The sequence below is a fragment of the Neobacillus rhizophilus genome, from assembly GCF_018343535.1.
GTDB classification, from domain to species: Bacteria; Bacillota; Bacilli; order Bacillales; family Cytobacillaceae; genus Neobacillus; species Neobacillus rhizophilus.
On record NZ_JAGYPF010000001.1, the window covers coordinates 969,822 to 992,531 of the forward strand.

The window sequence follows — 22,710 nt, forward strand, 5'->3', positions numbered from 1 at the left end:
TTGAGCCTCCCTATTTTTTATTAATTAAATGAAATTCACGTAACTCTATCAACCAGCTACCAAATTTATCATAATCCTCTATTAATAAACCTTTATTAAATAGGTTACTAGCCCTTTCACCCAGATAAGCGGAATTATCTATACCTGATTTCTTTATCCAATGAGCGATACAGTCCTGCCATTTCAAACGAAGATCCTCTTGACTTAACGGGCTTTCCTTAGACCCTGGTGTAAGCAAAATGTCTTTTTTCAATATTCCATTCTTCGTTGTGACAAGAATCTGGATTGGATTTTTTTCTAAATCATGCCCTAGAAGTATCTCACCTTCCTCCTCGATGGCTTTAACCTGTGGTAAAAGTTGTTGAATTTCAGGCGTTTGTACCTGATCATCTTCAAACGTAGATAATCCTACATGACCATCTCTGATTGCAGCTAACACGGTATATTCAGCACTAAACTTTCCTTGCAAGCCTGTTTTCGGGAGATGATGTATTAATGCGACCAGCCCGGCTGGCGGCGTTACAATTTTTATTCCCATTACATCACTTAATTCAAGTTGAAACTCGTCCTTTAGATCTAACGCCCCTTGAATCATTCGATGTGTGAGGTAACAGCATGGGAACTTCTTAATAGAAAGACCTGCTTCTAGTATGCTATACGGTTTTCCAAACTGAATACCATCTATTAAATTCACCTTTTCCATTCCACCGCTAAATGAAAAGAAAAAGCCTCTACTTTCAAAAACATCCTTATTTGCGGTTAACCCTTGTTTAGCTAGCCATGCTGCTTGAAGACCATGTGAACTAGCTAGTCCTACATGGAAGGGTTTAGTCATCGTACCAAAATTTTTCTGCAACCCTCCGGACATCGAGCATGCGATTCCAATTGCATGGGCAATCTGATCACGATTTAAATTCATGAGGTAGGCACAAGCAGCCGCAGCTCCAATGGTCCCAAGCGTATCTGTAGCATGCCATCCTAAGTCATAATGCTTGTGCCCCATGACAAGTCCTAACTTTATCATTACTTCAGTTCCGATAGCATAAGCAGTTATGACATCTTTACTCGAACACTGTAGATGCTCTGCAAGCGGAATGACTGCTGCTAGAATCGGTGCACTTGGATGAGCAAGGATACTAGGAGATACATCATCATAGTCTAAGGCGTGACTCGCTGTCCCATTAATAAGCGCCGCATATTCCAATTCCGTAAAACTTGGTTCTCCTAAAAGCGATGCTTTTTTAGATGGATTCTCTGACATGTACCCGCGTTTTACAATCTGAACAACGGGTTCGTTCCATCCCGCCACAGCAACACCAACAGTGTCCAAAATGGCATATTTAGCTTGTAATATCAATTTTTCCGGCAATTGTTGATAATGGCATGTTGTTATATATTCTACTAATCTATCTATTAGGGAAGATGGCATTCATCAACCCTCCTATCTGTTTTTCCATTTTGGTTTTCTTTTTTCATTAAATGCTGCTACCCCTTCTAACCTATCCTCGGTTGGAACCAACACATTATAGGCAGCAATATCAAGAGCATAAGCGGTATGGAAATCTACTTCAGTTCCTCTATTCATGGCCATTTTTGCCATTTTTATAGATAATGGGGCACTTTCTGCTATTTGGACAGCCAATTCTAGCGCTGTTTTCATAGCTTCCCCTTTTGAAACAATACGATTGACTAAACCCCATTCATAGGCAAGTTGAGCGTCAATCTGCCGGCCTGTAAAAATCATTTCCTTAGCTCTTCGTATCCCTATGCTTCTTGGCAAGTTTTGCAATCCCCCTCCGCCTGGCATAATACCTCTGGTTGTTTCAGTCAGAGCAAATTTAGCCGTTTCAGAAGCGATAATAAAATCACTCATAAGCGCTAGTTCACATCCACCCGCAAATGCATAACCCTCGACTGCCGTTATCACTGGGATTGGAAAATCTCTAACGCATAGGAACAATTCTTCTATTAAATGATGCTGCTTCTTCCAATCTTCATCTGACATGCCATTTCTTTCTTTTAAATCCCCACCTGAACAGAAAGCCTTTTCCCCTGCTCCGGTTAAAACAATACATCTTAGATCCTCATTATGTGATTGTTCTCTAAAAAGCTGCAGTAACTCCTTAAAAAGCTGTGTATTTAATGCATTCATAACCTCAGGTCTATTAAGCGTAACCGTCAAAATTTCATTTGCTGCTCCCTTATATTCTATTAGAAGGTCACTCATTCTATTTTTTTCTCCTTTTCCGCCCAAATTAATAAGATCTTGGTAATTTCAAACTATGCTCAGCAATATAACTCAATACTAGGTTATTGGAGATCGGGGCCGTACGGAATAAACGAGTTTCTCGCCATTTCCGTTCAATATGATATTCTTCTGCTACTCCGTATCCACCAAATGTAGTCATCGTTACGTCCCCAGCTTCCCAGGATGCCTCTGATGCCAAATATTTAGCCATATTCGCTTCCTCTCCGCAAGGAAGTCCGTTATCAAACTTTGATGCTGCTTTAAAATTCATCGTTTCAGCTGCTTGGACAGCCATGTAAGCTTTCGCAATAGGGAACTGGATACCCTGATTTTTCCCAATAGGACGATCAAAAACGACTCGTTCATTTGCATATCTTACTGCCTGTTCTATGAACCACTTTCCATCCCCTATGCATTCACTTGCAACTAAAATTCTCTCTGCATTAATTCCATCTAGTAAGTAGTAGAACCCTTTTCCCTCCTCGCCTACTAAACAGTTCTCGGGTACTTCCAATTCATTTATAAAAAGTATATTTGTCTCATGATTTATCATGGTCTTGATCGGTTTGGCCTCAATTGCACTTCCTACTTTTCTTAAGTCAATTAAAAAAAGACTCATCCCGTCAATTTTCCTTTTTACTTGTTCTAATGGTGTTGTCCGTGCAAGCAATAAAATCATGTCCGAATGCTGATAACGAGAAATAAAGATTTTTTGCCCATTAATGACATATCCATTATCTGTTTTTCTCGCAAACGTTTTAATCTTAGTTGTATCCGAACCAGCATCGGGTTCTGTGATACCGAAGGCCTGTAAACGCAGGGTTCCGTTTGCAATTAACGGTAAATATTTTTCCTTTTGTTCCTTACTTCCATGCCTAAGAACAGAGCCCATAGTATACATTTGCGCATGACAAGCCGCTCCGAGGCCGCCTGAACGATTAATCTCCTCTAATACAATCGCTGCCTCTGTCATACCCAAACCAGCCCCGCCATATTCCTCTGGAATAAGTATTCCTAACCATCCTGCTTCGCTCATTGATCTTACAAATTCCTCTGGATACACACCCTCTTTATCACAATTGCTCCAATAGTTCAAATCAAATCGCGAACATAAAGACCTCACACCTAAACGAATCTCATTCTGTAAGTCATTAAATTCAAAGTTCACCTTAAATCCTCCCATTCTTAATATGAAAATATTAAATAATGAATCTATCTTCTTAGAAGTCCCCCTCTTAAAAGATGTCCTGGCAGTGAATGACCAACGATCATTTCTGCCGCGGAAACGTTTTCAATTAATAAATCAAGATTGATCCCTGTGCCGATACCTAGTTCCATACACATAAAGACAAAATCTTCTGTGGCAATATTTCCAGCAGCACCTTTGACTGCCGCAAATGGACAGCCGCCTAACCCGCCAAGTGCGGTTTCAAATTCATTCACTCCTTCCTCCATTGCTGCATAAGCATTAGCCATTCCGAGACCACGTGTATCATGAAGATGCAAAAGAATTTTAATTTGTGGCCATTCATTTCTTATCGTATAGATCATGTTTTTTATTTGTTGCGGGTTCGCCCACCCCATGGTATCAGCCAACTTAAATTTTTGGATTGTTTCCCCATTTTCCTCTGCCATTTGGACGGTTCGCCTTAGAATATCCAATATTTTCCGTTGTTCTATATCCCCTTCAAAATTACAGCCAAATGCTGCCATAACTGCAATCTGTTCTACCGGAATTTTATATTCCTTATATGCTTGAATCCAGGAAGGAATAGTTGATAAGGTTTCTTTAATGTCTTTATTCGTATTCCTTTTTGAGAACGTATTACTTGCCGTAAGCATTAACACTCCATCCAATGTCACACTGTTCTGATATGCCCTATGTAATCCCTTTATATTAAGATATACAGTCCTATACGATACCCCTTCTTTCCTTTTTATTTGGGATAATACTTCTTCTGCATCTGCCATTTGGGGTACCCATTTCGGACTAACAAAGGAAGTTACTTCGATGCTTGTGAGTCCGGTTTCGCTAAGACCGTTAACCAATTTCACTTTATCATTCGTGGAAATAAGGCCATCTTCTATCTGGAATCCCTCTCGGGGGCCAACTTCATAAATAACGACACTTTTAGGTAATCCCACTTTTTGTTCTCCTTCCTACCCTCCAACAACTTTTTCAGTTTTAAGTAATTCAATTTCTTCTGAATTGTATCCAGCTTGCTTTAAAATCTCTTCGGTATGTTCACCAAGCAAAGGTGGCGGCAAACGGAAAGTACTTCTTTGATTATTGATGCGGATAGGTAGATCAATTATTTTAAAATTTGAAATTCTGAATCCATCTATTTTCTTTATTATTTCTAATGAATTAATTTGTTCGTCTTCATATACATCGTTAGTCGAATTAATAGGACTACAAGGGACATTTGCTTGTTGGAGAATTTTTATTATTGATGTAGTATTGAACCCAAGGCAGCGCTCTTCTACGGTCTGATGCAATTCTTTACGATTTGCAACTCTATTTTTATTACTTTCAAATCTCGGATCATTTAATAGCTCAGGTATACCAAGGGCATGGCATAAAGATGAAAAGAGACGATTGTTACCAGCGGCTATAATAACCCAGCTATCCTTGGTTCGAAAAGCCTCATATGGAGCTACCATGGCCGTACCAGTACCAAACTTCTCAGGGACCTTCCTCGTAGCCATATAGTTCGTCAAAGGTAAGTTCATCCATCCTAATCCTGTTTCTAGCAAACTCGCTCCAACTAAACAACCTTTACCCGTGTTTGAACGATTTATAATCGCAGAAAGAATGCCGGTAAGTGCCCACATACCAGTTGCCATATCAATAATAGAAACCCCAACTCGAGCAGGATCATCACCGGGGTTTCCAGTAACACTCATAATTCCCGTATATGCTTGAATAAGAGGATCATAACCTGGATATGCCCGTAATGGACCTGATTCACCAAATGCACTGATTGAGGTATAAATTAATGAAGGGTTAATTTTTGCTAGTTGTTCATATCCTAGTCCACGCTTCTCGGCGCTGCCTGGTTTTAAACTGTGAATGAATACATCCGCATGTTCCACTAATTTTTTTATGACTTCCTGGCCTTTTGAATCATTTGCATCTATACAGACACTCTTTTTATTTCTGTTGAATGCAAGAAAAGCGGTCGCTTCATCCTCCCATGAAGGCGAATTCCATTGTCTAGTATCATCTCCGGTACCTGGACGTTCAATTTTAATGATCGTTGCTCCAAGGTCTCCCAATAACTGGGTACAATAAGGTCCTGCAACATTTTGCGTCCAATCGATCACCGTAATATTTTCAAGAATGTTTGACATTGTTTGCATCACCTTTCGTTAAATTTATATATCTTTAAATCTAATACAGTTTGTAATTTCATTACTTTCTTCCCTATTATTCTGAATTAACTTAATTTCAAACACCCCTAATAGTTATACTATTTATAACATTCAGAAAAATATAAGTCTAAGATATAATTTCTATTATCATTATTAAGATTTTCTATAGCTTATATAAACCTACGTTTATTTGTACTAGGAATCAAATTTGATAAACAATGTGTGATCATACATTTATGAATTTTATGGTAAAACATGATTTAGAAATATAATATTAGAACTAATCAAACCTCCTATTTCAAGTGTGGGAATCATAAGTACATGGTGTGCATGAGGAGTTAAACAGTATTTGGAATTGGTTTCTTCGTTGTCTCGGTATTAGATTGGACGGAAATTTATCTTAATATGAGGGGATATCTAACAATTAATCCATTGATTATAAATCATTTTTGCCTTAAAAAAAGCTGCCGCTTAACCATGTGAGGTGAACTGCTTCATCAAGGAGCTTTATTTTGAAACAGGAAAAGCACCATTCCATTTAGTTTGGAAGGTGCTGTTTACATTAGATAAACATTTGTTGCATGAAGGCTTGTTTTTGATTAACTAATTGATGTTTTAAAATTTCTTTTTGTATTTTTTTATCAAGTATTTTTATAAATTCAGCAATCCTTTGCTGTTCTTCAATAATTGGAAATTCAGATTCGAACTCAATTAATTTTGAAAAGTACATATAGGTTCTAGAACCACCTTGTTGTTGAAGTAACCCATTCGTTTCCATAAAAATAACCTCCGATAAAAAATTATTCGGAGCTTTAAGGAAAAGTTCTTTACAGTCTTACAGTAGATAAGTTTGAAACTGTGAAGGAATATGTAAAAACTTTAATCAAAGGAAAGCTGCTAAACACTCAATACAATTGACTTAATGGCGGGAATGCGTGGGAATCGAACCCACCAGACCTGGCACGTATGCCTCAAGCAGTTATGAAGTTAGAGGATAGGTTTTATTTCTTCTAGGTATTTTTTGATAACTTAATTTAAAGGAATTTACCAATTGGTTTCATATTTCCAAATATGACACCATCAAACACTAGAAATTTCCACATTCCACATGTGCAGAGTGTATGTGGCAACACATGGGGTGTTAATGAGTTTACACTTGTTTTAAAAAGATTTTAATTAAGAACTCAACCAATTCTTTCGTTTTTTATAAAGTTATTCCCAAATGAGAATAACTCATATCTTGCCTCCAGGTTCGGTTGTATAATAGACTTACCCAATTGTTATACGCCCAAGTTAGTATAATTCAATAATCTAATTTAAATAAGAAGGGGGCAGACTTCAATTTAGCCCCAAAATCGAATTTACATTTTTCACAAAAATAACTTTAAGATAGAAAAAGCAGCTAAAATCTAGTAAGATATCCACATGTGATATTAGATAAGGGGTTAAAAAAATGAGTGTATTAAACGTAAAAAATTTAAGTCACGGTTTCGGTGATCGTGCGATTTTTAATGATGTGTCTTTTCGACTTTTAAAAGGAGAGCATGTTGGACTAGTTGGGGCAAATGGTGAGGGTAAGTCTACTTTCATGAATATTGTTACTGGGAAGTTGCAACCCGACGAGGGGAAAGTTGAGTGGTCACGAAAAGTTCGTGTAGGTTATTTAGATCAGCATGCTGTACTTCAAAAAGGTACTACGATGCGTGACGCTCTGAGTACTGCTTTTCAATATCTATTTGACGCTGAAGCAGAGATCAATGAACTTTATGCAAAAATGGGTGATGAAGGTGCTGATATCGATGCACTGCTTGCAGAAGTTGGAGAGCTACAAGAAACTCTAGATAGTAATGATTTCTATCAAATTAATTCAAAAGTTGAGGAAGTTGCTCGTGGTCTAGGATTAGACGATGTTGGACTCGATCGAGATGTAGATGATCTTAGCGGTGGGCAACGTACGAAAGTTTTGCTAGCTAAGCTTTTGCTAGAAAAACCAGAAATCCTATTACTAGACGAGCCTACGAACTATTTGGATGAACAGCATATCGAATGGTTGAAGCGCTATTTACAGGAATATGAGAATGCATTTATCTTGATTTCACATGATATTCCATTCTTGAACAATGTTGTAAACTTAATCTATCATATGGAAAACCAAGAGTTAAATCGCTATGTTGGTGACTATGATAACTTCTTAAAAATTCATGAAATGAAGAAGCAACAGCTAGAGTCCGCTTACAAGCGCCAACAACAAGAAATTGCTGATTTGAAGGATTTTGTTGCTCGTAACAAGGCAAGTGTTGCAACTCGTAATATGGCGATGTCTCGTCAGAAGAAGCTCGACAAAATGGATGTTATCGAATTGGGGAGAGAGAAGCCGAAACCAGAGTTTAACTTCAAAGAAGCTCGTGCAGCTAGTCGTTATATTTTCACGGCTGAAGATCTTGTTATTGGTTACAATGAACCACTTTCTCGCCCTCTGAATTTGAAAATGGAACGCGGACAAAAAATTGCATTCGTGGGTGCAAACGGTATTGGTAAGTCTACTCTTTTAAAAAGTATTCTTGGATTGATTGATCCAATTTCAGGTAAAGTGGAACGTGGTGAATATCAACATATTGGTTACTTCGAGCAGGAAGTTAAACAGTCTAACTACAACACTTGTATTGAAGAGATTTGGAGCGAGTTCCCAAGTATGAATCAGGCTGAAGTCCGAGCTGCTCTTGCAAAATGTGGATTAACGACGAAACATATTGAAAGTAAAATCGAAGTCCTTTCTGGTGGCGAAAAAGCCAAAGTTCGCTTGTGTAAAATTATTAATACAGAAACGAATTTATTAATTCTAGACGAACCTACAAATCACTTGGATGTTGACGCAAAAGAAGAATTGAAGCGTGCTTTAAAGGCATATCGCGGAAGCATCTTGATGGTATCCCATGAACCAGATTTCTATCGTGAAATTGCGACCGATATTTGGAATTGTGAGGATTGGACTACGAAAGTGTTTTAAATAAAGATTAAGGGGTACCCAATGAAAAAAATTCACTTGGGTACCCCTTTTTATGTAGACAGACTTAGTAAAGTAATGAATTAAGCGAGCTCTAGCGAACAGATATAATTAATTTTAATTACGGTTTAAAAAACAAGAGCGACTTCTAATTATTGCTTTAATAATGAATTATTGTATGGCGGGACTGCGTGGGAATCGAACCCACCAGACCTGGCACGCAGGTCTCAAGCAGTTTTGAAGACTGTGGAGGACACCAGTACCCCATCCAGCCCCGTAATAAAAATAAAGTTATTAACAACACGTATTTCGTAATATAATATTACCTTGGAATATAGTATTAATCAACAGATTGGCTTGTATTGTCATTTTTTCGACAACTTTCTTAATAGAAGCAAACTTTAATAATTGCCTTATCAAATAGACTTTTCCATTATCGGCGTTTTATGATAACTTGTCAATTCCCTTAAAAACCGACTATAATGAAGGATGAATATAACGTTTATGTAGGTGAAATAACATGTTTCAACTTCAAGGTTGGTTTTTGTGGTTTATCCTTTTTTGGACATTCTTTTTAATAGGAGCATTTGGCATTGGCGGATTTTTTATGTTCCGTAAATTTTTAAAAAAGCTTCCGAAAGAAGATGGCAAGTCTGATATGGATTGGGAGGAGCATTACGTTAATGAATCCCGCCATTTATGGGGGCCTGAGGAAAAATCGTTGCTTGAGGATTTAGTCAGCCCTGTTCCAGAATTATTCCGTGATGTCGCGCGGCACAAAATCGCCGGAAAGATTGGCGAGCTTGCCCTAAATGAAAAAGCTTCAAAAATTACAGAAGAATTGGTCATTCGCGGCTATATCCAAGCTACTCCTAAAAGGGATCATAAGTTTTTACGAAAAAAGCTATTTGAGAATAAAATTGATGTTGCTCCGTATGAGCATTTATTTTAGGCCGTTCTTAGGAACGGTTTTTTTGTTTTTATACATAACCATTTCCTGATCACATTTATCTTTCAAACACGAAGAACCCTTCTACGTGACCTTTCCTTCTCACCTTCACCCTTTTCGGGCACATAGATCTCTTCTACGTGACCTTTCCTTCGCATCTTCACCCTTTTCGGTCACGTAGAATTCTTCTACGTGACCTTTCCTTCTCACCTTCACCCTTTTCGGTCACGTAGAACCCTTCTACGTGACCTTTCCTTCTCACCTTCACCTTATTCGGTCACGTAGAACCTTCCTACGTGACCATTACTTAGCCTAATCACCCTTTTCGGGTACGTAGACCTTTCCTACGTGACCTTTCTTTAGCACTTTCATCCTTTTCAGGCACGTAGACCTCTATTAAATTAGAAAAACACTGGCCCTTAAAAGCCAGTGTTCCATAAACTACAACAATTTTATTCCATGAAGCTCTTTATAAAGCTTCTTATAAGACCGATACATCGCAACACGCCAAGGCACAATCATGCTAAATGCCAGCAGGAAGAACATGCCGCTTAATTGGCCGACGTCAATCGTGCTGCTTAGAATGGATTTCAAAACGATTCGAATAAGTAACAGGCCGACTAAGATAAAGACAAACGCTTTTGACCTCTTTAAATAAATATCATTGTCACGAATCTCGAACTTCGATGTTTTAATCAGGAAAATGGAGAAAAACATCCCCACCACCACAGCCTCGAGTATTTCCATTGGCGTTAATCTGAATTGCGGAACTACATACATTAATGCCCCACTCGACATAAATACTGGCGGTAAGATAATCTTTTTTACACTGGTGGGCTTTGCGGCAGCTTTCATTCGTACAAAAAATGCTAAAGTGCCCATAAAAACGGCACCAATCGTTGAAAGAAGAACGTAATTCATTGGATTCATTCCTTACCCTTTAATTTACTTTCCCATTATACTTCATAATTATGAAAATGGGATAAAGATTTTTACTGTTATCCTCGTGGAAAAATTGAATGCACAAGGAAACTAGTCCAAAAAAAGGAAACCATTTTTAACAAAATCAAAAATGGTTTCATGAAGTCTTTAGAATCCTGTAAAGCCGCCGAAAAGTGGCGATACGATTTGAATAATTTTTGTCATCCAATCAAAGAAAAGCATAACCCCCATGATAATCATTAAGGTGCCGCCTATTTTCATAATTTTAACGCTGTGTTTCTTGATCCAACTCATCCGGCCGACAAAGAATGATAAAATGAAGAACGGAATCGCAAAGCCAAGCGAATAGGCAGTCATGTATAAAACGCCAGAACCTGGATTGGACGCGGCAAGCAGAATAACCGATGAAAGAATCGGACCAGTACAAGGAGTCCATCCTGCTGCGAACGCCATCCCAATTAAAATCGAGCCAATATAACCGGATGGACGGTTTTTAAATTCAAAACGTCGATCCCTCATCAAAAATTCTGGATTTAAAATGCCGACAATCACTAATCCGAAGAAAACGATAAATATGGCGCCTAGCTGCCGGATTAAATCCTTGTATTCCTGAAAGAAGCTGCCAACGAATGATGTACCAAAACCAATCGCAATAAAAATAACGGAAAAACCAATCAGGAAAAATAATGTATGTAAAAGGCTCCGTTTCGTCAGCATCGCATTTTCGCTTTTTAATTCACCCACTGACATCCCCGTAATATACGACAAGAACGCAGGATAAAGCGGTAAGCAGCATGGAGAAATGAAGCTTAAAAACCCTGCCCCCAGCGCTAAAAATAAATTCACATCTGCCATATTAACACTCCCACTATAGTCGATACCCTTTCATTCTAACAAAACTAAAGGCTAAAAGATAATGATTATCATGAATATTTTGTGTCTATCATTGATATTAGCAAATATCGCCATTTTAGATGGATATTTATTTACAAATTATCTTTGAAATAATTTACAACTTAGGTTATACTAGTAAAACAGTTTCCATTTAATAGTTTAGAAGTCAGACCTTTAAGTAAAATTTCGGGACTTTTCCAGAAAGGATATCAGCCGTGGTTAAACAAGATATAGTTACTTTAATTGAAAAAAAGCGTGCTGAACTTTATAAAGTTGCGACCAAAAACGGTTTAACCTCCTCTATTGCCATTCGCTACAGTCAGGAGCTTGACCACTTAATAAATGAATATAATCGAGCATATATAGAAAAAGTCCCATCATCATTTGTTGCTCAATAACCTACAAATAAAAGAAGCCTGGCAACCCAGGCTTCTTTTATTTGTTTTCTCTTCTAGTTGATGACATCCTCCATCTTTTCTACCATCCCGTTTTGCAGCAGAAACATTTTATGATAGAGTCCCTTTTGCGCCAGAAGCTCCTGATGGTTCCCACGCTCTACAATTTCGCCTTGATGCAAGACTAAGATTAAATCGGCATCCTGAATGGTGGATAGACGGTGGGCAATCGCGATGGTAGTCCGGCCTTTACGCATTTTTGCCAGGGCCGTCTGGATTGCTTCCTCCGTCTCTGTATCAATATTGGCAGTCGCTTCGTCAAGAACTAAAACTTTTGGATTCGCCGCAATCGTCCTTGCAAATGCAATTAACTGTCGCTGTCCACTTGAGAAAGTGGCGCCTCGCTCGACTACCTTATGCCGATAGCCATCCTCAAGCTTCTCAATAAACGTATTGGCCTGAACAAACTGGGCAGCCTCTTCAATTTGCTCGTCAGTCAAGTCGGTATTATGAAGACGAATATTATCCTTTACGGTCCCGTAAAACAAAAACGGATCCTGAAGGACTAGACCAAGCTTCTTGCGTATCTCAACCTTTGAATAGTGGCGGATGGATTCCCCGTCAATCAAAATTTCACCGCGTTCAAATTCATAAAACCGCATCATCAGATTGATGATAGAGCTTTTCCCGCTTCCCGTATGTCCGACTAACGCAACCGTTTCACCTGGATTAGCGGCAAAGGAAATATTTTTTAAGACATCGCGTTTTCCGTCATAGGAAAAACTCACATTCATAAATTCTACTTTCCCTTTTTCAATCTGGCTTGCACCTTCCTCCTTCTGGGCAGGTGCCAAGGTGTCTTCATCGAGCAATTTAAATACCCGTGAGCCGGCCACAATCGCCTGCTGGTATAGAGACAGGCGCATCATCATCTGATTTACCGGTTCAAAGAAACGATCCAGATAATTGATAAATGCGTATATGACACCAATTTTCACACTAGTATTAAAGGAAGTAATCCCAAAGTAACTAAGCACGATGATTAAGGCAAAAATATAAATTAAATCAATAGCAGGCCTTAACAATAGACCGTCTATTTTAATATTCTTCATCCCCGCCTTATAGTGCTGCTCATTGATATCACCAAATTCACTGCGAAGGCGCTTTTCCTGACGAAACACCTGAATAATCGCCATCCCCTGCAGCGATTCGTTTAATTTGGCATTCAACTGACTTAACCGCTCCCGCATTTCCAAATAAAAGCGCGAACTCATCTTTCGATATAAGACCATAACAAAAATAAGAATCGGAATGATGATGACACATAGCAAGGCTAGCTTCACGTTTAAGATAAACATGGCTATGAAAATACCAAACAGCAAAAAACCGCTCTGAATAAAGGTTGCCAGCACCGTGACAAACATGTCTTTAATTGCTTCCGTATCATTGGTAACCCGTGAGACAATACTCCCCGCCGGTGTTTTATCAAAATACTTCAATCCCAATGCTTGCACTTTTGAAAAAACATCGATTCGAAGCTGCTGGATGATATACAGGGCAATCTCCTGAAATTTCACCAATTGAAAGAACAAGAGAATCGCTTTCACGATCTGGATTCCCATATACAAAGAGCCAAGCAGCAACAATGGCTTAAACTCCAGATTCCCCGGTGTTAAATAATCGTCTAGGAAGATTTTGACGAGAATCGGCAGGACAATATCCCCCACTGTTGTTAACAGCAGCAGGACGAAGGCAAGCGTAATCGTTCTTTTATGCGGTTTTGTATAGGAAAGGAGACGGTATAAGACTTTTCTTTGTTCACGTTCCGATAATTGAACTTTTTCTTCCATATTAATGTCCCCCATGCTCGACCAGCTCTTCTAGCTGCTGGTGTAAATACATTTCCCTATACCAGCCGTTCTGCTCCATCAATTCCTCATGTGTTCCTCGTTCGATGATTTTTCCGTCTTCTAAAACCAGGATGAGGTTGGCATGCGCAATGGCGCTTAATCGGTGGGACGTAATGATGGTTGTCTTCCCTTCACGATTTTCCTTAAGCGCCGAAAGGATCGCTTCCTCCGTTTTCGCATCAACGGCCGATAAGGAATCATCAAGCACCAGCAGTTCCGGATCCATCAGAAGTGCCCTTGCTATCGAAATTCGCTGTTTTTGCCCACCTGATAACGACACTCCCCGCTCACCGACGATTGTCTTATACCCATCCGTAAACTGGAGAATATCTTCATGAATATTAGCTAATTTCGCTGCCAATTCAATTTCTACACAGTCCGCTGATGGATTCGTAAAGGCAATGTTCTCCGCAACTGTAGCAGAGAATAAGAAATGATCCTGCGGTACATAACCAATGGCTTCTCTTAATTTTTCCAGTTTATAATCCTGTAGAGCCGCGCCGCCAAACAGGATTTCCCCATTGTACCCTTCAAACTCGCGAATCAGGAGTTTTAATAGTGTCGTTTTTCCGGCGCCTGTTTTTCCAACGATCCCCAGAGTTTCCCCTTTGTTTAATCTAAACTGAATATTTTTAAGTATTGGCTGCAATTCGCCCGGATACGCAAATTCATGGATTCGATACTCTACATCACCACATGGTACCATTTCCGTCGCTTGTTTTTGGTCCGTTATTTCGACCTTTTCGCCAAGGAGCTTTGCAACACGGTCATAGGAAGCCCGGCCGCGCTCCACAATGTTAAATAACCATCCGAATGCCAGCATCGGCCAGATTAATAAACCTAAATAAGTAGTAAAAGATATTAATTGACCAATCGTCAACTCACCATTCAGCACATACTTTGCACCGAATACAATGGATAGGAAAAAGGAAATTCCGACGATGATGGAAATAGTCGGATCGTAGAGGGAATCGATTTTGGCGACGACGATATTTTTCTGAACGACATCATCTGATTGTTTTCTGAAGTCTTCAATATCCTCTTGTTCCTGGCCAAATGTCTTGATGACCTTTATTCCTGTAATGCTTTCCTGGGTTTTATCATTTAAGGATGAAAAAGCTTCCTGGGCTTTATGAAAGCTTCTGTGCAGCATGGTACCAAACCAGCTTGTCAGCATCGCCATAAATGGCAGCGGGATTAAACAAATAAGCGTTAATTTCCAGCTGATTGTAAAAGCCATGGTCAGAATAACAAAACCACCGGTTGACAATGAGTCTACTAAAGTCAAAACCCCCGCCCCTGCTGTCTGCTGGATGGCTTGAAGGTCATTGGTAGCATGTGCCATTAAATCCCCAATCCTGCTTTTTTGATAAAAGGCAGGGGACATTTTTGTAAAATGATGATATAAACGATTTCTTAAAATTTTGCTTAGCTTTACTGAGGATCCGAAAATCATGATCCGCCAATAGTATCTTAGGATGTAGGTAGCAAGTCCGACAGCAACCAGAACAACGACCCATTCTGCAAGTAGTCCTTTTGTCACGGTTCCGTCATTTATATGGTCCGCCACAATTCCGATGACCTTTGGCGGCACAAGCTGTAAAAAAGCCACTACTAGTAAAAAGAATACCCCTGATATGTATGCTTTTTTCTCTTGTTTAAAAAACCAGCCTAGCTCCAAAAAAACCTTCATATAACCTCCCCCAAAACGGATCAAATTCATGTACCGTTCATTACTGGTAAAAAATATTTAGCCTGACGAAGATTTATTTTATCAAATTTTTCTAAAATAAGGAAGATTAAGAAATTAACGCTTTAACGCAATAAAAAAGACACTCAACGCTATTATGAGTGTACTTAGTAACAAATTTTCGAAAAAACTAGGTAATTTCAAGATTATATGATACACTTGGTTTACCATTTGATTTACTGTTTTCATGGCCCTATTCATTCGTGAATAGGGGTTTTTTTATGTATAAAAAAACAGACCCTTTACAGAGCCTGTTTGTTTTTGGTTTAATTAAGCTTTACGAACGTTAGCTGCTTGAGGTCCGCGTTGTCCTTGCTCAACATCGAAAGTCACTGCTTGACCTTCTTCTAAAGTTTTGAAACCTTCGCCTTGGATAGCTGAGAAATGAACGAATACATCGTCTCCACCTTCGCGCTCGATGAATCCGAAACCTTTTTCGCTGTTAAACCATTTTACTTTACCGTTTTCCATTTTTGTTGCCTCCTGGTGTGTGTACACACACAATGTTAATACTATCCTTGCTCTCAGTGATCATCAAGACGAAAAGTTTTCCTTATACTATCCTTTACACCGAACAAAAATAATTCTTTACTAGTATAACACGCTTCTATAACAAAAGCAAGCATCTAAAAAATAAAATAAAAAGCCACCCTTCCGGCTAATTTTTTCAACCGGTAAAAGTGGCTTTGAATTAAGGATTCTTATTTCATTTGCTTTTCATGGCTTGCATCATTTGGTTGATCTTCTTTTGTGAAGGCTTCATACCCATTTGCATCAAAACTCGGAAAAGCAATCTATCCTTTAAATCGTACACGGTTATACTTTCAAGTTCTGTTACTGCCCTTTTTTCTTTAAGAAATTGAAGTAATTGTTTATAATCCTGACGTTTATTTTTCATGGTTTTATCGGTGAAACCTTTTACTAAACAATGGTACAAATATTCTTCAATTACATCTTCTAATAGCACAAAAAAACCACCCTTCGGTTAATCATTCATCCGAAAAAGTGGTTTTGTGTTGAAATATTGAAGGATTAAGCAATTTTATAAGAATTTATGATGAAGGATTAAGTCTTTAACTTATCCTATTCTTAAAAATCACTCTCAACCATCTGAAAAACCTTGATATAACAACGTTTTACTTCCCAGTTTGCTTATTCATGGCTTGCATCATTTGGTTGATCTTCTTCTGTGAAGGCTTCATACCCATTTGCATCATCATGGTTTTAAGCATTTGCTCATTGATTGGCGGATTTTTCTTTAAATAGCTCATCATATAACGGCGAGCAATGAAAAATCCTAGTGCTACACCAGCTACAAGTGCCAGTATACCAACTAGAACGTACATCATATTATAATTTCCTCCTTCATGTTGTCTACCATACAACAGTGTACTAAATAAAACGAAATTAGACAATATTCGATTTTAATTAGACATATTTTCTTTCTTTAATCGGCTTTAACCAGCCAAACCGCTCATGTTCTAGGTCAATCGCCAAAAAGGAGGATTCACACTTTCTCAGCACTTCAAAAAACGCTGTCTCCGCTTCATAGCTTCCATGTGCCTCCAGCGAGATTAAATCCTGGTAGACTTCCAATTTTGCCCTACTTATTTTTCCACTAAGATCAATCGTATATGCACCATGGTCTGCTTTAAAGCCCTTTATTTTTCCAAGCTGTCTTTGAATCAGCTGGTGGATTTTTAATACTTCTATTTTCTTTGTTATATAGACAATTTGTTTTTTTGTTATAAATTGAAGCTCGCCCCGTGCGTGCTGATGTTCCTGGAATAGTTGAAAAAACAACCGCTCTCGTCCGAAGTAATGGGTGGCAAATTCATCTTCTATTAAATAAAGCTGATATTTCCTCATTCCAACCTCTCCTCCGCTGACAATCCTTTTATCTATTATAAAGAATCGGCAAGGAAACATTTGTCTTATCGCGGCAAAAACTTTCACTTATTTTGTCGATTTGCAATTAGAGTGCTATATCAGTAATTTATTTCGATAGAAGCTGACGGATTTCCTCCATAAAAAAGAGAGAGCGGAATTTCCCCTCTCCCTCGTCATTTGATTATTTTTGTACAAGTGCTTTCACACGAGCAACGACGTTTGGCACACTAAATCCGAACTCTTCCATGATTTTTTCACCTGGTGCAGATGCTCCAAAATGATCGATAGCTAATACGTCACCTTCATCACCAGCATATTTGTGCCAGCCGAAGGATGCTCCGACTTCCAGAGCAAGACGCTTCTTCACGCTCTTTGGAAGGACAGAGTCTTTGTATTCTTGTGATTGCTGTTCAAAGCGATCCCATGATGGCATACTGACTACAGAAACCTGGATTCCTTCACCAGCAAGTGCTTTCTGTGCTTCCACTGCAAGACTTACTTCGGATCCAGCTGCTAGTAATAGGGCATCTGGAGTATCTTTTCCTGCTGCGGAAACCACATATGCTCCTTTAGAAACTCCAACATATGCATTTTTATCTGTATCTTTTAATGTTGGTAAGTCCTGACGAGTTAATACTAAAGCTGTCGGCTTGTTTGTTGATTCTACTGCAAGCTTCCATGCTGCTGCTGTTTCATTGGCATCAGCAGGACGGATTAGTGATAGTCCTGGCATTGCGCGTAATGCCGCAAGTTGCTCAATTGGCTCGTGAGTTGGTCCATCTTCCCCAACTGCGATACTGTCATGTGTAAATACATAAGTAACTGGTAGACCCATTATTGCTGCAAGGCGAATTGCCGGACGAAGATAATCAGAGAATACAAAGAATGTTCCTCCAAAAACTTTAACCCCGCCATGCAGAGCAATACCATTCATTGCAGCACCCATTGCAAATTCACGAACGCCGAACCAGATGTTGCGGCCTTCATATGCGCCTGGCATGAAGTCTGTTGTCCCTTTAAGCATTGTTTTGTTAGAACCGGCAAGGTCAGCAGAACCACCAATTAAAATCGGCAGGTTCTTGGCAATGCCATTTAGCGCTTCACCTGAAGAAGCACGAGTTGCAAGCCCCTTGCCTTCAGTGTAAACCGGAACATCCTTATCCCATCCTTCAGGAAGTTCATGATTTAGTGCTTGTTCAAGCTGGCGAGCCAACTCTGGATATTCGTTTTTATACTGAGCGAACATGTCGTTCCACTCTTTTTCTTTTTTCTCACCATTTTCAACGATAAGCTTTTGGAAGTTATCGTAAACTTCTTGTGGAACATGGAAATCTTCCTCGAAAGTCCACTTATAAGCTTCTTTGGTAAGCTTTAGCTCATTTGCACCAAGTGGTGACCCATGAACACCTGATGTGCCGGCACGGTTAGGTGAACCGTAACCAATCACTGTTCTTACTTCAATCATGGTTGGTCTGTCTAAATCATTTCTTGCTTCTTCAAGTGCTTTAGCAATTTCTTCGTAGTTGTTACCGTCTTCGACACGAAGATACTGCCATCCGTAAGATTGGAAGCGCTCCTTCACACTTTCAGAGAAAGATTTATTCAAATCTCCGTCTAAGGAAATATCATTTGAATCATATAATACGACTAAACGGCCTAACTTTAGGTGACCGGCAAGTGATGCAGCCTCAGCAGATACGCCTTCCATTAAGTCGCCGTCTCCACAAACGCTGTATGTAAAATGATTCACAAGTTCATATTTGTCTTTGTTATAAACGCTAGCAACATGGCGTTCTGCCATAGCCATTCCCACTGCCATAGCAATCCCTTGACCAAGCGGCCCAGTCGTTGCTTCTACTCCTTCAGTATGGCCATATTCAGGATGTCCTGGAGTTTTGCTTCCCCATTGGCGGAATTGCTTTAAATCATCCATGGATAAATTATAGCCGGATAGATGAAGCATGCTGTAAAGCAATGCAGATCCATGACCTGCAGATAATACGAAGCGGTCACGGTTGAACCAATGTGGATTTTTAGGGTTGTGGTTCATAAATCTTGTCCATAATGTATAGGTCATTGGAGCAGCACCCATCGGCATTCCAGGGTGTCCAGAGTTTGCTTTCTCGATAGCATCAATTGAAAGCGTACGAATCGTGGTGACAGATAAATCATCAATTGTGTTAAACATCTTTTTACAACCTTCCTTCTTCGGAAAATACAAACAACTTTAATATTATAGTGCTGTGGATTTTTATTCAACAAATTACTACGTATTTTGTAGCAAAATTCACTTTATTATATATTTTGACACATGAAAGCGCTATATATGTAAAAAGGAATACAAATAACTTGTATTCCCAGATGCTTTAATGAAGATTATTTTTTTTCCTGGTTTTTATTTTTTCAGGTGTAACGTCATTACCAAGTGGATCAATTATTTTTGTATTTGTCAGGGTATCCAGCATTTGCGATCGAAAAGCAGCTAAATATTCACTTCTAAGTGATGACTGCTCTTTTGCTTCGATTTCTGTTAAACCTGTCGCTTTCTTTTTCCTTGCCAATTCATTGATTCTGGCCATTTTTTCCTTGGATAGCATTCAAGTACATTCCTTTCCAAAAAACTGCTAACATTAAGACAAGATTGTACTAGAAAAGAATCCACCTGGCAAGGATGAAGGTTTATTCCGCCTGCTCTTCTATGAATTCCTGGTATCTTCTATGTACAGTGGCTTTCGAAATGTTATAGCCAAAGCCTCTTAATGTTGCGGCAATTTCCGAAAAGGTCAGGCCATTTTTTCTCAACCTGACAATTTCTTGGACAGGTACTTCAATTTTATCCCGTCCCGAATGTTCGCCTAGATTTTTTAAATTTTTTTCCGGCCTATAGCCTTTTTCAACTGCCCGCTTCATGCCACGTTTTATTTTTACATTATGAAGCTTGCGCTGGTACTCTTCCACCATGCTGACGATTTTTAAGACCATTGAATCCGATTCGGAAAGCTGCAATTCACCATTATGCGAAATGCTGTATAGTTTAATTCCTTCTTTTAAAATGCAATGCAGGATGGCAATCTTGGCATTCCCTCGGCCGAGCCTTGTTTCATCCTGGATTAGTACAGCCTGGACTTGTTTATCTTTAATGCGCTCCAAAAGTTGCAGGATACCATCTCTTTCTAAATCATAGCCGCTCGCCTGCTCTTTAATGATTGAATCGATATGGAATTGATATCGGTTGGCGAGCTGGACTAGCTCGTCTTCCTGGCGTCTCAATGATGTTTCCTGTGTTTCCTTATTCGTACTTACTCGGCAGTAGATGATTGCGTTCATTTTTTAGGTCCTTCCTATTTCTCTAATGCACTTGCTAATTCCCTTTCTGCGGGTGCTTCATTACTAACCGGAATTAAAATTTCTTCACCTGGAAAAATTTCATCCCCAACATCCCGATTATGTTTTTTCACCCAGTTGACGAATTCCTTGTTTGATAATGAATGCTCGCCAGCATACTTTTGGGAAATTTCCCATAGTGTGTCTCCGTCTGCTACAGTCACTTTCAAATATTTATCCTGATTTTTCGGACTTTGCTGAAATGCTAATACAAATGCTAATGAGCAGCTTAATAATAGAAGAATAATAGCGTATGAGTATTGGTTCCATATTTTTTTCATTATAAAACACCCCTGATTAGAATGTATGTTCGTTTTATTTGATTTGATTATAATCCGAACGTTTGTTTGTTGTCAAGCATTATTCGAACTTATGTTTGTATAAATTATGCGAACATGTTATAATAAAGACAACATTAACCAGGCGAGGTGTAATTTATCATGGTAAAAGTATCAAAGCGGCAGCAGGATATCCTTGATTTCATAAAAGGAGAAGTGAAAACAAAGGGATATCCGCCATCTGTTCGGGAAATTGGCGAAGCAGTCGGACTAGCATCGAGTTCTACTGTACATGGGCATTTAGCCAGATTAGAAAGCAAGGGTTTAATTAGACGGGATCCAACAAAACCAAGGGCTATCGAAATCCTGGAAGCGGATGAAGCTGCTCATATCCCTCGAAACCATGTTGTAAATGTCCCAGTTGTCGGTAAAGTTACTGCCGGACTGCCGATTACGGCCATTGAAAATGTTGAGGAATATTTTCCTCTTCCCGAAAGACTAGCTCCTTCTAGCGAGAATGTCTTCATGCTTGAAATCATGGGAGAAAGTATGATTGAAGCAGGGATTCTTGACGGAGATTACGTTATTGTAAAACAGCAGCCGTCTGCGAACAACGGGGATATCGTTGTTGCGATGACCGAAGAAGACGAGGCTACCTGTAAGAGATTCTTCAAGGAGAAAGACTACATCCGCCTGCAGCCGGAAAACTCTTCTATGGATCCAATCATTTTAAACAACGTTACCATTTTGGGGAAGGTAATTGGGGTATATAGACAAATTCATTAAAAACACTCCATAGGGGTACGGTAAAGCCAGCATAACTGCTGGCTTTTTTTAATCAAAATTTAGGTGTTTACTAGACAGCGTACGCTTCGAAAGAGGAAGTCCATCTTTTCTATTTATTTATCACTCTAGTTATTTGACCATGAATATCCATGATAAGCAGCCAAAATATTGGCTGCGTACATGGCAGCTCCATAAATCAAAAAATGAACCTTTCCGTTACTTTCCCCAAGCTGCAGCAATTCATAATTAAAGGTTGAAAAAGTAGTAAAGGACCCAAGAAAGCCAATCATCAGGAAATTTATTTGTGTTTCTGATATGTTGTCCTTTGCAAAAAGAACTCCTGCTGCAAACGAACCTGAGACATTTATGATGAGAGTGCCCAGTGGGATTTTATTAATATTCCATTTAAAGAAAAAGGTACTAAGTAGATAACGAGAAATAGCACCAAGAAATCCTCCTGCACCAATAACCAACAGTGTTATTATCATAGCCAAAATTACCCTTTCTCTATTTTCAATGCGATAACACGTCCAATTTTTACAGATCCATAACCTGCAATTATTGTTAGTGCCAAGTAAACAATGCTTGGTTGAATACCCCATTTCAGAAAAAGTTCAATTGTTTTCACACTGAAAGAGGAGAAAGTTGTAAATGAGCCTAGGAATCCAGTTACAAATCCAAGTTTAAACAACGAAGAGAAACGGTTTGGATTTAATGATAAAGTGAATCCAATGATAAAACAGCCGATCATGTTCACAAATAATATACCCGAGGAAAGAGGGAGTGCGGTACGGGAAATCAAACCATCTAATAAAAACCGAAATACCGCACCGATTACTCCTCCGCATCCAACAGCCAGATAGACCATTTCCATCACTTCTTTTTTATTCCCAATATATTCAATG

General features: G+C 39.0%; 23 protein-coding genes, 1 tRNA gene and 1 pseudogene. 4 read left to right on the plus strand and 21 right to left on the minus strand.

The annotated features are described in order from the left end of the window. Positions 1 to 10: 10 nt before the first annotated feature. The 6 genes and pseudogenes from KHA99_RS04470 to KHA99_RS04495 form a co-directional block, all read right to left on the minus strand. Positions 11 to 1,429, minus strand: a complete 1,419-nt coding sequence (locus KHA99_RS04470) for an MmgE/PrpD family protein (protein WP_213116203.1) — start codon at positions 1,427 to 1,429, stop codon at positions 11 to 13. Between the two features lie 12 nt (positions 1,430 to 1,441). Further along, complete coding sequence (locus KHA99_RS04475; protein WP_213116204.1) at positions 1,442 to 2,227, minus strand: enoyl-CoA hydratase/isomerase family protein; 786 nt, start codon at positions 2,225 to 2,227, stop codon at positions 1,442 to 1,444. A 28-nt stretch (positions 2,228 to 2,255) separates the two neighbouring features. Further along, positions 2,256 to 3,416 (minus strand): acyl-CoA dehydrogenase family protein, encoded by a 1,161-nt coding sequence (locus KHA99_RS04480; RefSeq protein WP_284037586.1) that lies wholly within the window; start codon positions 3,414 to 3,416, stop codon positions 2,256 to 2,258. A gap of 44 nt (positions 3,417 to 3,460) precedes the next feature. Beyond that, positions 3,461 to 4,393, minus strand: coding sequence for a hydroxymethylglutaryl-CoA lyase (locus KHA99_RS04485; protein WP_213116206.1), 933 nt, complete (start codon positions 4,391 to 4,393; stop codon positions 3,461 to 3,463). 15 nt (positions 4,394 to 4,408) lie between these two features. Next, entirely contained in the window at positions 4,409 to 5,602 is a 1,194-nt protein-coding gene (locus KHA99_RS04490; RefSeq protein ID WP_213116207.1) for a CaiB/BaiF CoA transferase family protein, read from the minus strand. Between the two features lie 583 nt (positions 5,603 to 6,185). Next, positions 6,186 to 6,416: pseudogene (locus KHA99_RS04495) on the minus strand (restriction endonuclease subunit S); the annotation flags it as partial. Between the two features lie 660 nt (positions 6,417 to 7,076). On the opposite strand from KHA99_RS04495, the gene KHA99_RS04500 reads away from it, so the two are divergent. Further along, on the plus strand, positions 7,077 to 8,630 hold the full coding sequence (locus KHA99_RS04500; protein ID WP_213116209.1) for an ABC-F family ATP-binding cassette domain-containing protein: 1,554 nt from the start codon (positions 7,077 to 7,079) through the stop codon (positions 8,628 to 8,630). Positions 8,631 to 8,806: 176 nt separating this feature from the next. On the opposite strand, the gene KHA99_RS04505 is transcribed toward KHA99_RS04500, so the two are convergent. Next, positions 8,807 to 8,903, minus strand: a tRNA-Sec gene (locus tag KHA99_RS04505). Between the two features lie 244 nt (positions 8,904 to 9,147). Here KHA99_RS04505 and KHA99_RS04510 point away from each other — a divergent pair. After that, positions 9,148 to 9,579 (plus strand): DUF2621 domain-containing protein, encoded by a 432-nt coding sequence (locus KHA99_RS04510; protein WP_213116210.1) that lies wholly within the window; start codon positions 9,148 to 9,150, stop codon positions 9,577 to 9,579. A gap of 438 nt (positions 9,580 to 10,017) precedes the next feature. Here KHA99_RS04510 and KHA99_RS04515 read toward each other — a convergent pair whose 3' ends face one another. Both KHA99_RS04515 and KHA99_RS04520 read right to left on the minus strand, forming a co-directional pair. Then, positions 10,018 to 10,497, minus strand: a complete 480-nt coding sequence (locus KHA99_RS04515; RefSeq protein ID WP_213116211.1) for a CcdC family protein — start codon at positions 10,495 to 10,497, stop codon at positions 10,018 to 10,020. Positions 10,498 to 10,665: 168 nt separating this feature from the next. Beyond that, complete coding sequence (locus KHA99_RS04520) at positions 10,666 to 11,373, minus strand: cytochrome c biogenesis CcdA family protein (protein WP_213116212.1); 708 nt, start codon at positions 11,371 to 11,373, stop codon at positions 10,666 to 10,668. 254 nt (positions 11,374 to 11,627) lie between these two features. Here KHA99_RS04520 and KHA99_RS04525 point away from each other — a divergent pair, with 254 nt between their 5' ends. After that, the gene (locus KHA99_RS04525) at positions 11,628 to 11,810 is read left to right on the plus strand and encodes an aspartyl-phosphate phosphatase Spo0E family protein (RefSeq protein WP_213116213.1); all 183 of its coding nucleotides are present in this window, start codon (positions 11,628 to 11,630) and stop codon (positions 11,808 to 11,810) included. Between the two features lie 53 nt (positions 11,811 to 11,863). Here the strand turns inward: KHA99_RS04525 and KHA99_RS04530 are convergent, their stop codons facing one another. The 10 genes from KHA99_RS04530 to yneA all read right to left on the minus strand — a co-directional run bounded on the left by KHA99_RS04530 (position 11,864) and on the right by yneA (position 21,022). After that, positions 11,864 to 13,657 (minus strand): ABC transporter ATP-binding protein, encoded by a 1,794-nt coding sequence (locus tag KHA99_RS04530; RefSeq protein WP_213116214.1) that lies wholly within the window; start codon positions 13,655 to 13,657, stop codon positions 11,864 to 11,866. A gap of 1 nt (position 13,658) precedes the next feature. Then, positions 13,659 to 15,410 (minus strand): ABC transporter transmembrane domain-containing protein, encoded by a 1,752-nt coding sequence (locus KHA99_RS04535; protein ID WP_213116215.1) that lies wholly within the window; start codon positions 15,408 to 15,410, stop codon positions 13,659 to 13,661. Between the two features lie 327 nt (positions 15,411 to 15,737). Next, a complete protein-coding gene (locus tag KHA99_RS04540) occupies positions 15,738 to 15,938 on the minus strand; it encodes a cold-shock protein (protein ID WP_213116216.1) in 201 nt (66 codons plus the stop codon). 235 nt (positions 15,939 to 16,173) lie between these two features. Next, the gene (locus KHA99_RS04545) at positions 16,174 to 16,434 is read right to left on the minus strand and encodes a YneF family protein (RefSeq protein ID WP_284037583.1); all 261 of its coding nucleotides are present in this window, start codon (positions 16,432 to 16,434) and stop codon (positions 16,174 to 16,176) included. Between the two features lie 169 nt (positions 16,435 to 16,603). Next, positions 16,604 to 16,816 (minus strand): YneF family protein, encoded by a 213-nt coding sequence (locus KHA99_RS04550; protein WP_213116217.1) that lies wholly within the window; start codon positions 16,814 to 16,816, stop codon positions 16,604 to 16,606. A gap of 79 nt (positions 16,817 to 16,895) precedes the next feature. Continuing rightward, on the minus strand, positions 16,896 to 17,336 hold the full coding sequence (gene sirA, locus KHA99_RS04555; RefSeq protein WP_213116218.1) for a sporulation inhibitor of replication protein SirA: 441 nt from the start codon (positions 17,334 to 17,336) through the stop codon (positions 16,896 to 16,898). Between the two features lie 202 nt (positions 17,337 to 17,538). Further along, the gene (gene tkt / locus KHA99_RS04560; RefSeq protein ID WP_213116219.1) at positions 17,539 to 19,545 is read right to left on the minus strand and encodes a transketolase; all 2,007 of its coding nucleotides are present in this window, start codon (positions 19,543 to 19,545) and stop codon (positions 17,539 to 17,541) included. A gap of 178 nt (positions 19,546 to 19,723) precedes the next feature. Next, positions 19,724 to 19,954 (minus strand): DUF896 domain-containing protein, encoded by a 231-nt coding sequence (locus KHA99_RS04565; protein ID WP_213116220.1) that lies wholly within the window; start codon positions 19,952 to 19,954, stop codon positions 19,724 to 19,726. An 82-nt stretch (positions 19,955 to 20,036) separates the two neighbouring features. Beyond that, positions 20,037 to 20,684 carry a YneB family resolvase-like protein gene (locus KHA99_RS04570; protein WP_213116221.1) on the minus strand — a complete coding sequence of 216 codons (648 nt, stop codon included), beginning with the start codon at positions 20,682 to 20,684 and terminating at the stop codon, positions 20,037 to 20,039. A 14-nt stretch (positions 20,685 to 20,698) separates the two neighbouring features. Continuing rightward, positions 20,699 to 21,022, minus strand: a complete 324-nt coding sequence (gene yneA / locus KHA99_RS04575; RefSeq protein ID WP_213116222.1) for a cell division suppressor protein YneA — start codon at positions 21,020 to 21,022, stop codon at positions 20,699 to 20,701. 159 nt (positions 21,023 to 21,181) lie between these two features. On the opposite strand from yneA, the gene lexA reads away from it, so the two are divergent. After that, on the plus strand, positions 21,182 to 21,805 hold the full coding sequence (gene lexA, locus KHA99_RS04580) for a transcriptional repressor LexA (protein WP_213116223.1): 624 nt from the start codon (positions 21,182 to 21,184) through the stop codon (positions 21,803 to 21,805). A gap of 125 nt (positions 21,806 to 21,930) precedes the next feature. On the opposite strand, the gene KHA99_RS04585 is transcribed toward lexA, so the two are convergent. Next, positions 21,931 to 22,293, minus strand: a complete 363-nt coding sequence (locus KHA99_RS04585) for a fluoride efflux transporter FluC (protein ID WP_213116224.1) — start codon at positions 22,291 to 22,293, stop codon at positions 21,931 to 21,933. A gap of 8 nt (positions 22,294 to 22,301) precedes the next feature. After that, on the minus strand, positions 22,302 to 22,679 hold the full coding sequence (crcB, locus tag KHA99_RS04590; protein WP_249366527.1) for a fluoride efflux transporter CrcB: 378 nt from the start codon (positions 22,677 to 22,679) through the stop codon (positions 22,302 to 22,304). Positions 22,680 to 22,710: the final 31 nt, after the last annotated feature.

What these genes read in the sequence shown, in the direction of transcription:
- KHA99_RS04565 (WP_213116220.1), bottom strand. Translation starts at nt 19,954, where the DNA reads ATGCTATCCAAGGAAAAAATGGCCAGAATCAATGAATTGGCAAGGAAA.
- KHA99_RS04500 (WP_213116209.1), top strand. Translation starts at nt 7,077, where the DNA reads ATGAGTGTATTAAACGTAAAAAATTTAAGTCACGGTTTCGGTGATCGT.
- KHA99_RS04490 (WP_213116207.1), bottom strand. Translation starts at nt 5,602, where the DNA reads ATGTCAAACATTCTTGAAAATATTACGGTGATCGATTGGACGCAAAAT.
- KHA99_RS04585 (WP_213116224.1), bottom strand. Translation starts at nt 22,293, where the DNA reads ATGATAATAACACTGTTGGTTATTGGTGCAGGAGGATTTCTTGGTGCT.
- crcB (WP_249366527.1), bottom strand. Translation starts at nt 22,679, where the DNA reads ATGGAAATGGTCTATCTGGCTGTTGGATGCGGAGGAGTAATCGGTGCG.
- KHA99_RS04510 (WP_213116210.1), top strand. Translation starts at nt 9,148, where the DNA reads ATGTTTCAACTTCAAGGTTGGTTTTTGTGGTTTATCCTTTTTTGGACA.
- KHA99_RS04530 (WP_213116214.1), bottom strand. Translation starts at nt 13,657, where the DNA reads ATGGAAGAAAAAGTTCAATTATCGGAACGTGAACAAAGAAAAGTCTTA.
- lexA (WP_213116223.1), top strand. Translation starts at nt 21,182, where the DNA reads ATGGTAAAAGTATCAAAGCGGCAGCAGGATATCCTTGATTTCATAAAA.
- KHA99_RS04515 (WP_213116211.1), bottom strand. Translation starts at nt 10,497, where the DNA reads ATGAATTACGTTCTTCTTTCAACGATTGGTGCCGTTTTTATGGGCACT.
- KHA99_RS04470 (WP_213116203.1), bottom strand. Translation starts at nt 1,429, where the DNA reads ATGCCATCTTCCCTAATAGATAGATTAGTAGAATATATAACAACATGC.
- KHA99_RS04540 (WP_213116216.1), bottom strand. Translation starts at nt 15,938, where the DNA reads ATGGAAAACGGTAAAGTAAAATGGTTTAACAGCGAAAAAGGTTTCGGA.
- KHA99_RS04570 (WP_213116221.1), bottom strand. Translation starts at nt 20,684, where the DNA reads ATGAACGCAATCATCTACTGCCGAGTAAGTACGAATAAGGAAACACAG.
- KHA99_RS04520 (WP_213116212.1), bottom strand. Translation starts at nt 11,373, where the DNA reads ATGGCAGATGTGAATTTATTTTTAGCGCTGGGGGCAGGGTTTTTAAGC.
- tkt (WP_213116219.1), bottom strand. Translation starts at nt 19,545, where the DNA reads ATGTTTAACACAATTGATGATTTATCTGTCACCACGATTCGTACGCTT.
- sirA (WP_213116218.1), bottom strand. Translation starts at nt 17,336, where the DNA reads ATGAGGAAATATCAGCTTTATTTAATAGAAGATGAATTTGCCACCCAT.
- yneA (WP_213116222.1), bottom strand. Translation starts at nt 21,022, where the DNA reads ATGAAAAAAATATGGAACCAATACTCATACGCTATTATTCTTCTATTA.
- KHA99_RS04475 (WP_213116204.1), bottom strand. Translation starts at nt 2,227, where the DNA reads ATGAGTGACCTTCTAATAGAATATAAGGGAGCAGCAAATGAAATTTTG.
- KHA99_RS04535 (WP_213116215.1), bottom strand. Translation starts at nt 15,410, where the DNA reads ATGAAGGTTTTTTTGGAGCTAGGCTGGTTTTTTAAACAAGAGAAAAAA.
- KHA99_RS04550 (WP_213116217.1), bottom strand. Translation starts at nt 16,816, where the DNA reads ATGATGTACGTTCTAGTTGGTATACTGGCACTTGTAGCTGGTGTAGCA.